Source organism: Vibrio sp. EA2 (assembly GCF_033042495.1).
In the GTDB taxonomy this organism is placed as follows: Bacteria; Pseudomonadota; Gammaproteobacteria; order Enterobacterales; family Vibrionaceae; genus Vibrio.
Map to the genome: position 1 here is coordinate 1 of NZ_JAWLID010000007.1, position 13,431 is coordinate 13,431.

The 13,431-nt window shown below is 47.2% G+C and carries 12 protein-coding genes and 2 tRNA genes; 12 read left to right on the forward strand and 2 right to left on the reverse strand.

All coding sequences use genetic code 11. The features are described from left to right. Window positions 1-117 precede the first annotated feature (117 nt). Both RXX31_RS14990 and RXX31_RS14995 read left to right on the forward strand, forming a co-directional pair. Window positions 118-192 (forward strand) — tRNA-Gln (locus RXX31_RS14990). Between the two features lie 54 nt (window positions 193-246). Next, window positions 247-331, forward strand: a tRNA-Leu gene (locus RXX31_RS14995). Between the two features lie 128 nt (window positions 332-459). Here the strand turns inward: RXX31_RS14995 and RXX31_RS15000 are convergent. After that, window positions 460-1,635, reverse strand: a complete 1,176-nt coding sequence (locus tag RXX31_RS15000; protein WP_317590346.1) for a 2-octaprenyl-3-methyl-6-methoxy-1,4-benzoquinol hydroxylase — start codon at window positions 1,633-1,635, stop codon at window positions 460-462. A 335-nt stretch (window positions 1,636-1,970) separates the two neighbouring features. Between RXX31_RS15000 and miaB the strand changes: the two genes are divergently transcribed. From miaB to lnt, 5 genes are all read left to right on the forward strand, one after another. Continuing rightward, on the forward strand, window positions 1,971-3,395 hold the full coding sequence (gene miaB / locus RXX31_RS15005; RefSeq protein WP_317590347.1) for a tRNA (N6-isopentenyl adenosine(37)-C2)-methylthiotransferase MiaB: 1,425 nt from the start codon (window positions 1,971-1,973) through the stop codon (window positions 3,393-3,395). 73 nt (window positions 3,396-3,468) lie between these two features. Next, on the forward strand, window positions 3,469-4,566 hold the full coding sequence (locus RXX31_RS15010; RefSeq protein WP_317590348.1) for a PhoH family protein: 1,098 nt from the start codon (window positions 3,469-3,471) through the stop codon (window positions 4,564-4,566). Window positions 4,567-4,568: 2 nt separating this feature from the next. Next, window positions 4,569-5,033 (forward strand): rRNA maturation RNase YbeY, encoded by a 465-nt coding sequence (ybeY, locus tag RXX31_RS15015; protein ID WP_317590350.1) that lies wholly within the window; start codon window positions 4,569-4,571, stop codon window positions 5,031-5,033. A gap of 104 nt (window positions 5,034-5,137) precedes the next feature. After that, window positions 5,138-6,037, forward strand: coding sequence for a CNNM family magnesium/cobalt transport protein CorC (corC, locus tag RXX31_RS15020; RefSeq protein ID WP_317590351.1), 900 nt, complete (start codon window positions 5,138-5,140; stop codon window positions 6,035-6,037). 34 nt (window positions 6,038-6,071) lie between these two features. Beyond that, window positions 6,072-7,592, forward strand: a complete 1,521-nt coding sequence (gene lnt / locus RXX31_RS15025; protein ID WP_317590352.1) for an apolipoprotein N-acyltransferase — start codon at window positions 6,072-6,074, stop codon at window positions 7,590-7,592. A gap of 35 nt (window positions 7,593-7,627) precedes the next feature. On the opposite strand, the gene RXX31_RS15030 is transcribed toward lnt, so the two are convergent. Further along, on the reverse strand, window positions 7,628-8,098 hold the full coding sequence (locus RXX31_RS15030; RefSeq protein ID WP_317590354.1) for a zinc ribbon-containing protein: 471 nt from the start codon (window positions 8,096-8,098) through the stop codon (window positions 7,628-7,630). A 154-nt stretch (window positions 8,099-8,252) separates the two neighbouring features. Between RXX31_RS15030 and leuS the strand changes: the two genes are divergently transcribed. The 5 genes from leuS (at window position 8,253) to rlmH (ending at window position 13,431) form a co-directional block, all read left to right on the forward strand. Continuing rightward, a complete protein-coding gene (gene leuS, locus RXX31_RS15035) occupies window positions 8,253-10,826 on the forward strand; it encodes a leucine--tRNA ligase (RefSeq protein ID WP_317590356.1) in 2,574 nt (857 codons plus the stop codon). Between the two features lie 157 nt (window positions 10,827-10,983). Next, window positions 10,984-11,526, forward strand: a complete 543-nt coding sequence (gene lptE / locus RXX31_RS15040) for an LPS assembly lipoprotein LptE (protein WP_317590358.1) — start codon at window positions 10,984-10,986, stop codon at window positions 11,524-11,526. A 5-nt stretch (window positions 11,527-11,531) separates the two neighbouring features. Beyond that, entirely contained in the window at window positions 11,532-12,551 is a 1,020-nt protein-coding gene (gene holA / locus RXX31_RS15045; RefSeq protein ID WP_317590360.1) for a DNA polymerase III subunit delta, read from the forward strand. 88 nt (window positions 12,552-12,639) lie between these two features. Then, window positions 12,640-12,957: a ribosome silencing factor gene (rsfS, locus tag RXX31_RS15050; RefSeq protein ID WP_264902915.1), complete on the forward strand. Its 318-nt coding sequence runs from the start codon at window positions 12,640-12,642 to the stop codon at window positions 12,955-12,957. A gap of 3 nt (window positions 12,958-12,960) precedes the next feature. Next, window positions 12,961-13,431: a 23S rRNA (pseudouridine(1915)-N(3))-methyltransferase RlmH gene (rlmH, locus tag RXX31_RS15055; protein ID WP_317590362.1), complete on the forward strand. Its 471-nt coding sequence runs from the start codon at window positions 12,961-12,963 to the stop codon at window positions 13,429-13,431.

The following is a 13,431-nucleotide window of genomic DNA, read 5'->3' on the forward strand; positions in this document are numbered from 1 at the left end:
CGGAATTGGTAGACGCACCAGATTTAGGTTCTGGCGCCGTAAGGTGTGAGAGTTCAAGTCTCTCCTTCCGCACCATTGTTTCCTTTGGGAAAGATCATAGTCTTAGACTATACTTGTAGGGCTATCGCCAAGCGGTAAGGCAGCGGCTTTTGATGCCGCCATTCCCTGGTTCGAATCCAGGTAGCCCTGCCATTACACAACGATATTGAGATGTTACCAATTATCTTGATATCTACAGATTAAGATGCGGAAGTGGCGGAATTGGTAGACGCACCAGATTTAGGTTCTGGCGCCGCAAGGTGTGAGAGTTCAAGTCTCTCCTTCCGCACCATCTTTGAAAACCCAGCATGAATTTGCTGGGTTTTTTCTTTTTCTGATTCTGGACTCGGTGGTTCATTTCCGCCGAATTAAAAAAGCGAGCTCTTGGCTCGCTTTTTTTCTTTCTGCTATTTTTTCCGATCACATACCCAGTGCGTACTTCAACACTTGTGCTTTAATCGGCCCTGAATGGTCAGCCAACTTTAATGCCGCATTGCGTGCAAACTTTAATGGACCAAGATCATTACTAAAGCCTTTATAGAAGAAATCCATCCCCGTTTGCATTAACAGGTTATCTGGGCGGCGGGCACGCTCATATTTTGCCAACAGCGATCCGGTGAGTTCATCTTGCCCTTTTGTAACTTCCAGCAGCACATCGACATCTTTAAAGCCTAAATTCACACCCTGCCCGGCTAAAGGATTAATAGTATGTGCAGAATCTCCAACGAGCACGCAGTTTCTACTTGAATACGACTGAGCATGACGGCGAGTTAAAGGAAAGGAGCCAAACTGAAGTACTTCAATATTGCCTAACTCTTTCGGGAAGTGATTCAAAATCTCGTTTTTTAATTGAGGCTTAGTCATCGCACACAGCTGTTTGATCCGTCTCGGCGAGTCGTACCATACCAATGAGCCTTGACCAACTTCTTTCCCCTCTTCCGTTAACGAGCAAAGTGGCAAGAATGAACGGGGACCACTTGGCGTAAACTGTTGCCAGGTAATATCTTGTTGAGGCAACTCGGTCTTTACGTTGATCAGCATACAGTGTTGGCGATAATCCCAAGCCGTGATCCCGATTCCGGCAAGCTGACGCACTTTTGAGTTAGCACCATCGGCGCCAATCACCCATTGGGCCTCAAATTGCTTACCACTCTCTAAAGTCACTCGATTAACGTCACCAAACTCGATTGTTTTTAGGCGTTCAGGACACTCTACAGTGAGGTTGTTATGGTTATCGAAGGCTTGCCATAAACCTAACTGGATCAGACGGTTTTCAACAATATAACCAAGTTGCTGCAGAGACAGTTCATCAGAATGAAATCGTGTGCGACACTCTGGATGCTCCCATGTTTCCAAGCGACGGTAAGGACAGACACGCATTGACTGAGTCGATGCCCACGCACCCAGTGATTCGAGTAACTTTACGGATTGGTGAGAGATCGCCGAGACGCGGATATCCATCTCTTGTGATGGTTCAAACGCCTTTGGTTGTGTACCTTCGACGACGACGACACTTCTGCCTTGTTGTGCGAACCCTATCGCGATTGCCGCTCCAACCATGCCTCCACCAATTACGGCGATGTCATATCTGTTCATTTTTTGTTCTTCATTATCTTGATTAAATTGCCTTTTCAATTGTACTTTCAGCCAATCCATTTACAAAACGGTTTATTTTTCCTCTTCCTAAAGATGCGGGCTCTGCGTAAATTTACCCATTTGTAAACCGGGTGTTTCTGCCTGATTTGCGAGCTAAAAAACCTTGTTCGATATAAGGCAAAAGCCTAGATTTCATCAGGCTTTGCAGAGAATTAGCCAGATCACTAGTCAGGTGCTTTTTAAAGCAGTACAATACGCCGCTTACCGCCGAGATGGCGGCTATAATTTGAGCAATAGCTCTCCGATTTAAGTACAACTGAACGAGCGAAAGTGAGATGAGTAAGAAACTGCTAATTAAAACCTGGGGCTGCCAGATGAACGAATACGATTCATCAAAAATGGCCGACCTGCTTAATGCTGCAAACGGCTACGAGCTGACGGAAGAGCCAGAGGAAGCAGACGTACTTCTACTTAACACCTGTTCGATCCGTGAAAAAGCGCAAGAAAAAGTTTTCCACCAGCTAGGCCGTTGGAAAACACTAAAAGATAAAAAAGCTGGCGTAGTTATCGGCGTAGGTGGTTGTGTAGCAACGCAAGAAGGCGACCATATTCGTGAGCGTGCACCGTACGTTGACGTCATTTTTGGTCCACAAACTCTGCACCGCTTGCCAGAGATGATCAAACAGTCTCAATCTGACGAAGCGCCAGTCATGGACATTTCTTTCCCAGAAATCGAGAAGTTTGACCGCCTGCCTGAGCCACGCGCAGAAGGTGCAACAGCATTCGTTTCGATTATGGAAGGCTGTTCTAAATACTGTACTTACTGCGTAGTACCATACACACGTGGTGAAGAAGTTAGCCGTCCAATGGATGACGTACTGTTTGAAATCGCTCAATTGGCGGATCAAGGCGTGCGTGAGGTTAACCTGCTAGGCCAAAACGTAAACGCTTACCGTGGTCCAACGCATGATGGCGAGATCTGTTCTTTTGCAGAACTGCTGCGCCTGGTTGCTTCTATCGACGGTATTGATCGTATTCGCTTTACGACCAGCCATCCGTTGGAATTTACTGACGACATCATCGCCGTTTATGAAGATACGCCAGAGCTAGTAAGCTTCCTGCACTTGCCAGTACAAAGTGGTAGTGACCGTATCCTAACGATGATGAAGCGTCCACATACAGGCATCGAGTACAAGTCTATCATCCGTAAACTGCGTAAAGCGCGTCCTGATATTCAGATCAGTTCTGACTTTATCGTTGGTTTCCCTGGTGAAACAGACAAAGACTTCCAAGACACCATGAAGCTGATCAAAGACGTAGACTTTGACATGAGCTTCAGCTTTATCTTCTCTCCTCGTCCTGGTACACCAGCAGCGGATTACCCATGTGATGTGTCTGAGCAAGAGAAGAAAGAGCGTCTATACGAACTTCAGCAGACCATTAACCAACAAGCTATGCGTTACTCTCGCCTAATGCTTGGTACAGAGCAGCGTGTATTGGTTGAAGGCCCTTCGAAGAAAAACCTAATGGAACTGCGCGCTCGTACAGAAAACAACCGTGTAGTAAACTTTGAAGGTAGCGCCGACCTAATTGGTCAGTTCGTAGACGTGAAAATCGTAGACGTATTTGCAAACTCATTGCGTGGTGAGCTAGTACGTACTGAAAAAGACATGGACCTTCGTAGTGTGATTTCACCAACGCAAATGATGGCGAAAACACGTCGCGAAGATGAGCTGGGTGTAGCTACTTTTACGCCATAAGCTCGTATAAATAGCCATGGAGAGCCTGGTCGTTATCAGGCTCTCAGTAAGTGGCAAAAAATGAGAGGCAACATTGAGCAATAAAATCGTAACTCTAGAAATCAACCTAGAACCTTCAGACAACCGCCGACTTGCTAGCCTGTGCGGTCCATTCGATGACAACATCAAGCATTTAGAACGCCGTCTGGGCGTTGAAATCAACCACCGTAGTGACCACTTTACCATTGTCGGTAAACCTCATACTTCTGCTGCTGCGCTTGATATCCTGAAAACACTTTATGTCGATACAGCACCTGTTCGTGGAGAGATCCCAGACATCGAACCTGAGCAGATCCATTTAGCGATCAAAGAGACAGGCGTTCTGGAACAGAACACCGAGTCAAACATTGAGCACGGTAAAGAAGTGTTTGTGAGAACCAAAAAAGGCGTGATCAAACCACGTACTCCTAACCAGGCACAGTACTTGGTTAACATGGTGACTCACGATATCTCTTTTGGTATTGGCCCTGCAGGTACTGGTAAGACTTACTTGGCGGTAGCGGCAGCAGTGGATGCGTTGGAACGTCAAGAAATCCGCCGTATTCTTTTGACTCGTCCAGCGGTTGAAGCGGGTGAAAAACTGGGCTTCTTGCCTGGTGATCTCAGCCAAAAGGTTGATCCATACCTTCGCCCTCTTTATGACGCGCTGTTCGAGATGCTTGGTTTTGAGCGTGTTGAAAAACTGATTGAACGTAACGTGATTGAAGTTGCGCCATTAGCGTACATGCGTGGTCGTACACTGAACGACGCATTCATCATTCTGGATGAAAGCCAAAACACGACGGTTGAGCAGATGAAAATGTTCCTGACGCGTATCGGTTTTAACTCACGTGCGGTCATCACCGGTGACGTGACCCAGATTGACTTGCCGCGTGGTGCAAAATCAGGCCTTCGTCATGCCATTGAGGTACTGAGCGAAGTCGACGACATCAGCTTTAACTTCTTCCAGGCAGATGACGTTGTGCGTCACCCTGTTGTTGCTCGTATTGTTAACGCGTACGAGAAATGGGAAGCACAAGACCAGAAAGAGCGTAAAGAGTTTGAAAAACGTCGTCGTGAAGAGCGTGATGCCAAGCTGCTTGAAGCGGCAAAAGCAGAGCTAAGTGCTCAAGTCACAGAGACTAAGGAATAAAGATGGCGATTGAACTTGATCTTCAACTCGCAGTCGAAAGTGAAGATGGCTTACCTTCACAGGAAGACTTTCAACTGTGGCTGGATAAGACGATTCCACTGTTTCAGCCGCAGGCAGAAGTCACCATTAGAATTGTTGATGAGCAAGAGAGCCACACTCTGAATCACGACTATCGTGGTAAAGATAAACCGACCAATGTGCTTTCTTTCCCATTTGAAGTGCCTCCGGGTATCGAAATGGATCTGCTTGGTGATTTAATTATCTGTCGCCAAGTGGTTGAAAAAGAGGCGCTAGAACAGAATAAACCTCTGTTAGCACATTGGGCCCATATGGTTGTACATGGCAGCTTGCATCTGCTAGGTTATGATCATATCGAGGATGACGAAGCCGAAGAGATGGAGTCCCTCGAAACAGAAATCATGCAGGGTATGGGTTATGAAGACCCTTACATTGCTGAAAAGGAGTAACCCCGGTTGCTCCGCAGGGAAAGGCGAATCACCTATATTACCCTCGTGTTCGCCTTTCTATGTGAGCTATCACACTTCTGATAGCGTTACTTAATTGAGAAACAATGAACGAAGATAATTCTCCCTCTTCTAGCGAAGGTAAGAAAGAAAAGGCAGAAGGTCCGAGTAGAAAGTCCTTCTTTGAACGTCTAGGTCAACTTTTTCAGGGCGATCCTAAAGACCGCCAAGAGCTTGTGGATGTTATCCGCGACTCAGAAGAAAACGACCTGATTGACCACGACACCCGCGATATGCTCGAAGGTGTGATGGAAATCTCCGAAATGCGCGTGCGTGACATTATGATCCCGCGTTCGCAAATGGTTACTGTTGAGCGCACTCATGATTTAGACACGCTAGTCGCGCTAATTACGGATGCTCAACACTCGCGTTACCCTGTTATCAGCGAGGATAAAGATCATGTGGAAGGCATTCTACTAGCGAAGGACTTACTCAAATACTTAGGCTCAGGCAGCAACCCATTTGATATTGAAGAAGTGATTCGACCTGCAGTTGTGGTTCCGGAAAGCAAACGTGTTGACCGCCTGCTAAAAGAGTTCCGTGAAGAGCGCTATCATATGGCGATTGTTGTCGATGAATTCGGCGGCGTTTCTGGCCTCGTAACCATTGAAGATATCCTGGAAGAAATCGTTGGTGATATTGAAGATGAGTTTGACGAGTCCGAAGAGACTGACATTCGTAAGCTAAGCAAACATACGTTTGCTGTCAGAGCTCTGACAACGATTGAAGAGTTTAATGAGACATTCGGCACCAACTTCAGCGATGAAGAGGTGGATACGGTAGGTGGCATGGTGATGACTGCCTTCGGTCACTTACCTTCTCGTGGTGAGCTGGTTGAAATTGAAAGTTATAACTTCAAAGTCACCGCTGCCGATAACCGTCGTGTCATTCAACTCCAAGTGACCATTCCAGACGAAGAAGCACTGGTTGAAGCCACTCAAGAGTAACGCGATACCCTACTGGGAATATCAGAAAAATATAATGATGAATGTACTCTTTCATCGCCTCAAGCGGCCCTTAGTGGCCGCTTTTGTAGGCGCTTGCACAACTCTGGCTTTTGCACCTTACCAACTATGGCCGATCGCTATTCTTAGCCCCGCCATACTACTCATCCTTCTACATAACCAAACGCCAAAACGCGCACTTTGGATAGGTTACTCGTGGGGCTTTGGCCAATTTGCCACTGGCATTAGTTGGGTTTACGTCAGTATTTCTGGCTTTGGTGGTATGCCACTTATTGCCAACCTCTTTTTGATGGGCTTGTTGGTTGCCTATCTAGCAATCTATTCTGGCCTGTTTGCCTGGCTCAAGAACAAATTCTTCCCTCAAAGTACTTTAAGCACCATACTGCTTGCTGCTCCTGCACTATGGCTGATTACCGATTGGCTGCGTGGCTGGGTGATGACAGGTTTCCCATGGCTATGGCTCGGGTACAGCCAGATAGACGCCCCGCTCGCGAGTTTTGCGCCTGTCGGCGGTGTTGAGCTTCTCACTTTGTTTATTATCATCTCCGCAGGCGCATTGGCTTACGCTTGGTTGCATAAACAGTGGCTAGTGGTAGTAATACCGGCTGTACTTTTGAGTACAGGCTTTGGTATTCGTCATTACGACTGGGTGACACCTCGCTCAGAAGACATCACTAAAGTTGCGCTAATCCAAGGTAATGTCGACCAAAATCTAAAATGGCTGCCAACTCAGCGCTGGCCAACCATAATGAAGTACACCGACCTGACTCGTGAAAACTGGGATGCCGACATTATTGTCTGGCCAGAAGCCGCGATTCCGGCGTTTGAAATTGAAGTGCCTTCATTCCTGCAAAATTTAGACAGTGCTGCGAAAATGAACCATAGCGCCATCATTACCGGCGTGGTGAATCAAGCCGAAGATCGCCAGTTCTACAACAGCATCCTTTCTCTGGGTGAAACGCCTTACGGCGATTACAGTTTTGATTTGAATGAGCGCTACAATAAGCATCATTTACTGCCATTCGGTGAGTTTGTGCCGTTTGAGGACATCTTACGCCCACTTGCGCCCTTCTTTAATTTGCCAATGTCTTCGTTCAGTCGTGGGGACTTCGTGCAGCCAAACATCGTCGCGAATGGCAAGCACATGGCGCCCGCTCTGTGTTACGAAATCATCTTTAATGAGCAGGTTCGTCAAAACGTCAACGACGAAACAGACTTCATCCTAACGCTCTCTAACGACGCCTGGTTTGGACACTCAATTGGTCCGCTTCAGCATATGGAAATTGCCCGTATGCGCGCATTGGAGCTGGGTAAGCCGCTGATTCGCGCGACGAACAATGGATTAACCGCTGTCACGGACCATAAAGGTCAGATTATCGAGCAGGTGCCTCAGTTTGAAACGGCTGTGCTGCGTGCTGAGCTGACACCAACCGAAGGGAAAACTCCCTACCGCATCGTTGGCACCTGGCCATTATATTTGTGGGTAGTATTAAGTTTGATGCTCGCTTGGTGGTTACCAAGAAAGAAAAAGAGATAAACCAAAAGAGGCCTGACGGCCTCTTTTTGTACTTGCTAAGGTTTCAATGGCTGGCGACTAAAGCCAGTATGACCGCATTTAATACACGGAATAATGATGGTTGGGTGATTATAGGTTGTCTTATGACCGCACTCATCACACACTAAGGTGCCCAAGCCAATCACTTCACCAGCCTGATACAAGCCTTGATGCTCCAGATCATCAAACAGCTCCACCCATTCCACTTTCGTTCGGTCAGTTATTTCTAACAATCCTTGCCAGATAGTATCTGCCACGGTTAGGTAGAAAGGACCACTTTTACTGTCTTCATAATTTTCTGAAAACTCTTTTAAGTCAGATTTGACGTACGCTTTAATCAAAGCCAACTCGTCTTTGGTCAGGTCATTGGCGGCTTCCACCACTTTGCCCGACGTTTCTATCGCTTTGTTAACTTCTTCAGGACTGTGCTTCAAGGTTTCGATCACATCCTCGAGCATTTCCTCATAACCTGTTTTACGTTTAGGCATAACTGACCTCCATCTTTCTCCTACCTGCGTGACCTGAGTACGCAAGGGTACAGATTGGCTATTGTTGTGATCCCTAGCTTTAGGTATTCTATGACGATCTATTTAAGTCTGTTCTAACCGAACTCACAAATTCCAAGATAACCGGATATCATCGATGCAAGAGCAATACAACCCACAAGACATTGAACAGAAAGTTCAAAAGCACTGGGATGACAACAAGACCTTTGTTGTAAGTGAAGACCCAAATAAAGAAAAATTCTACTGTCTATCTATGTTTCCATACCCAAGTGGTCGACTGCACATGGGTCACGTGCGTAACTACACCATCGGTGACGTAGTCTCTCGTTTCCAACGCCTACAGGGCAAAAACGTCATGCAACCTATTGGTTGGGATGCGTTCGGTCTGCCTGCAGAAAACGCAGCGGTAAAAAACAGAACAGCGCCAGCGCCATGGACTTACGAAAACATTGAGTACATGAAGAACCAGCTTAAGCTTCTGGGCTTTGGTTACGACTGGAACCGTGAATTCGCGACCTGTACGCCAGAATACTACCGTTGGGAACAAGAATTCTTCACTAAGCTTTACGAAAAAGGCCTGGTTTACAAGAAGACTTCATCAGTGAACTGGTGTCCAAACGACCAAACCGTTCTAGCGAACGAACAGGTTGAAGATGGCTGCTGCTGGCGTTGTGACACGCCTGTAGAGCAAAAAGAGATCCCTCAGTGGTTCATTAAGATCACTGAATACGCGCAAGAGCTATTGGACGATCTAGACAACCTTGAAGGTTGGCCTGAAATGGTAAAAACCATGCAGCGCAACTGGATTGGCCGCTCTGAAGGTGTTGAACTCAAGTTTGAAGTTAAGGGTCAACAAGACCTGGAAGTTTACACAACGCGTCCAGACACACTTATGGGTGTGACTTACGTAGGTATCGCAGCAGGTCACCCTCTTGCAGCATTAGCAGCAGAGAACAACCCAGAGCTTGCAGCGTTTATCGACGAATGTAAGAACAACAAAGTAGCTGAAGCTGAGCTAGCGACAATGGAGAAGAAAGGTATGGCGACTGGCCTTACTGCGATTCATCCATTGAACGGCCGTGAAGTACCAGTGTACGTAGCAAACTTCGTACTGATGGACTACGGCACAGGCGCGGTAATGGCAGTACCTGCTCACGACCAGCGTGACTACGAATTTGCAACTAAGTACGGCCTGGATATCGTTCCTGTGATCAAGCCTGTTGACGACAGCGAGCTAGATATCTCTGAAGCAGCATACACAGAGAAAGGCGTTCTGTTCGATTCAGGTGAGTTCGACGGTCTGGAATTCCAAGCAGCATTTGATGCAATCGCAGCGAAACTAGAAGCAGAAGGTAAAGGCACTAAGACCGTTAACTTCCGTCTACGTGACTGGGGTGTATCTCGTCAACGTTACTGGGGTGCACCAATCCCAATGGTAACGACTGAAGATGGTGAAGTTCACCCAGTACCAGCTGACCAACTACCCGTGATTCTTCCAGAAGACGTGGTAATGGACGGCGTAACCAGCCCAATCAAAGCAGACAAAGAGTGGGCGAAGACAACCTTCAACGGCGAGCCTGCTCTACGTGAGACAGATACGTTCGATACGTTCATGGAATCTTCTTGGTACTACGCGCGTTACTGTTCACCACAAGCTGACGACATTCTGGATCCAGAAAAAGCAAACTACTGGCTACCAGTAGACCAGTACATCGGTGGTATCGAGCACGCTTGTATGCACCTATTGTACTCACGCTTCTTCCACAAACTTCTGCGTGATGCTGGCTATGTAACGTCTGACGAACCGTTCAAGCAGCTACTGTGTCAAGGCATGGTACTGGCTGACGCGTTCTACTTCGAAAACGAAAAAGGCACCAAAGAATGGGTTGCACCAACTGACGTGAAAGTTGAGCGTGACGGTAAAGGTCGCATCACTTCAGCTATCGATAGCGAAGGCCGTGGCGTTGAACACTCTGGCATGATCAAAATGTCTAAGTCGAAGAACAACGGTATCGACCCTCAAGAGATGGTAGACAAGTACGGTGCTGACACAGTACGTCTGTTCATGATGTTCGCTTCTCCAGCAGACATGACGCTTGAGTGGCAAGAGTCTGGCGTAGAAGGTGCAAACCGCTTCCTGAAACGTGTGTGGAAACTGGTTAAAGAGCACACAGCAAAAGGTGCGGCAGAAGCTGTTAACGCGGATGCACTTTCTGGTGATCAAAAAGCACTACGTCGTGATGTTCACAAGACTATCGCGAAAGTAACCGATGATGTGGCTCGTCGTCAGACGTTCAACACGGCTATCGCAGCAATCATGGAACTGATGAACAAGCTAGCGAAAGCACCTCAAGAGTCAGCACAAGACCGTGCTATCCTTGACGAAGCACTGAAAGCGGTAGTTGCAATGCTTTACCCTATTACTCCGCACATTTCATACGAGCTATGGACTGCACTGGGTGAAGCGGATATCGACAACGCGACTTGGCCAACTTTCGACGAGAAAGCACTGGTTGAAGACGAGAAGACGATCGTTGTTCAAGTTAACGGCAAGCTACGTGCGAAACTGACTGTCGCTGCAGATGCAACGAAAGAACAAGTTGAAGAGCTTGGTCTGAACGATGAGAACGTCACTAAGTTCACTGAAGACAAAACCATCCGTAAAGTGATTTACGTACCAGGTAAACTTCTGAACATCGTTGCAAACTAATCACAGTTTGCAATTTCTCGACGCTTAGCGAACTAATTCGCTGGTATAGAGTCTTTAAACAGGGTGAATCTTCACCCTGTTTATTTACCTCAAACCATTCACACTGAGTGGTTTAAGGTAAATATCCCCCTTATTCAATTTAGGATGAATACAATCAATGCGCTTTTTCTCTTTGATTAAATTACCTGTGGTATTGGTATTAGCTGGCCTTCTCTCTGCCTGTGGTTTTCACCTTCGCGGCGAGTACTCTGTACCGGAAGAGCTGCACACCATGTCATTCACCAGTTACGATGAATACAACCAACTCACCCGTTACGTGAAATCTCAGCTCACGCTGAATAAAGTGGACTTAGTTCAACCATCGTCAAGCGTACCAAACTTACATCTGATTGAGACAAGCCTTGAAGAGCGCACGCTATCGCTTTACCAAAATAGCCGTGCGGCAGAGAAAGAACTGACTTACGTTGTGCAGTACCGTGTCACGATCCCGGGTTATGGCGCAAAAAACTACACCACTACAGTCAATCGTAACTACCTGGATAACCCGCTGACAGCCTTGGCGAAGTCGGTAGAACGCGACGTGATTAAAGATGAAATGCACTTACAAGCGGCGAAACAAATGATGCGTCAGCTAGGCCAGGTCCGCGCAGAATACGAGTCTGGCGAAGTGAACCAACCAACTGCGAACACGAATTCTTAAGTAACATGCGAGTATATGCTGACAAGCTGGCAGATCATTTAGCCAAGCACATCAAGCCGATTTACCTGATCTTTGGTAATGAGCCACTGCTAATTCAAGAAAGTCGTCAAGCAATCCAGAAAACCGCATTGCAACACGGTTTTGAGGAAAAGCATCGTTTTGCTGTTGATGCGAGCTTAGACTGGAACCAGGTTTATGACTGCTTTCAAGCACTCAGCCTGTTTTCCAGCCGCCAACTCATTGAGCTAGAAATACCAGAAGCTGGTGTCAACACCGCAATAAGCAAAGAACTGCAGACATTGTCAGATATGATGCATGACGACATCATGCTGGTCATCATTGGCAGCAAGTTGACTAAAGCGCAGGAAAACAGTAAATGGTTTAAGTCACTGAGTGCAAAAGGTGACTGGGTGAGTTGCCTGACACCAGACCTTCAGCGCCTGCCAATGTTCATTCAGGCTCGTTGTCGCAAACTTGGATTAAAACCGGACCAGCAATCGCTGCAAATGCTCGCTCAGTGGCATGAGGGTAACCTGTTCGCGCTGTCGCAAAGTCTAGAAAAACTGGCTCTGCTTTATCCTGATGGTGAGCTCACCATTGTGCGCTTAGAAGAAGCATTAAGTCGCCACAACCATTTTACAACGTTCAACTGGATTGATGCGTTACTTGCCGGAAAAGCTAACCGTGCCCAACGTATCTTACGTCAGCTAGAAGCAGAAGGCGTTGAGGCGGTGATTCTTATTCGCAGCGTGCAAAAGGAGTTTAACCAACTGCTGAGCATGCATCAGGATTTAACCAAGATGAACATCAGTCAGGTATTTGAAAAATACCGAGTGTGGCAAAATAAACGCCCTCTGTATAACGCGGCTTTGACTCGTCTTTCAGCCAGCCGAATCTTTAAGCTTGTGTCTCTTCTCACTCAGGCAGAGATAAAAGCGAAGACCCAGTATGACGAATCTGTATGGCCAACTATTCATCAATTGAGCCTGGAAACCTGCTCTCCTGATATTAAGCTGGCAATTTAAAAACCAAAGCGTGGTATAGTGCGCGACCTGTTTTGCCCAGATTAGCGCAAGACAATTTAGAGATAAGAAATAAACCGAGGAAAACCGAGTGCTTCGCGAAGAACTGAAAGACTTTTTAGCTGATAAAGCCGACGATATGAAAGCGGAAGATATCATCATCCTGAATGTGGAAGACAAATCGAGCGTGACAGATTACATGATCATCTGCACGGGCACGTCTAAGCGCCACGTTTCATCTATCGCTGATCACGTTGCGTCTGAAGTTAAGAAAGCCGGCCTTGAACCTTTGGGCATGGAAGGTGAGAACGAAGGTGAATGGGTTGTTCTGGATATGGGCGATGCCATGCTGCACGTGATGCAAGAAGAACACCGCGAGCTGTACCAACTAGAAAAACTCTGGGGTTAAGCTTTGAAAATTCAACTCATTGCTGTTGGCACCAAAATGCCAAAGTGGGTCGAGGAAGGCTTTCAAGAGTATCGCCGCCGTTTCCCGCACGATATGCCACTGGAACTCGTGGGGATTCCTGCTGGAAAACGTGGCAAGAACGCCGACATAGCACGCATTCTGCAAAAAGAAGGCGAAGCGATGCTGGCTGCGGTGCCAAAAGGGAGCCGTATCGTCACTCTGGATATCCCCGGCAAAAAGTGGGACACCCCACAACTGGCTGAACAACTAGAGGCCTGGAAACTGGATGGGCGTGACGTATCGATCTTAATCGGCGGCCCTGAAGGTCTGGCACCAGCATGCAAAGCAGCCGCTGACCAAAGCTGGTCACTATCAGCCTTAACGTTACCACACCCTCTGGTACGTATTGTTATGGCTGAAAGCTTATACCGAGCGTGGAGCATTACCGCTAACCACCCTTACCATCGCGAATAA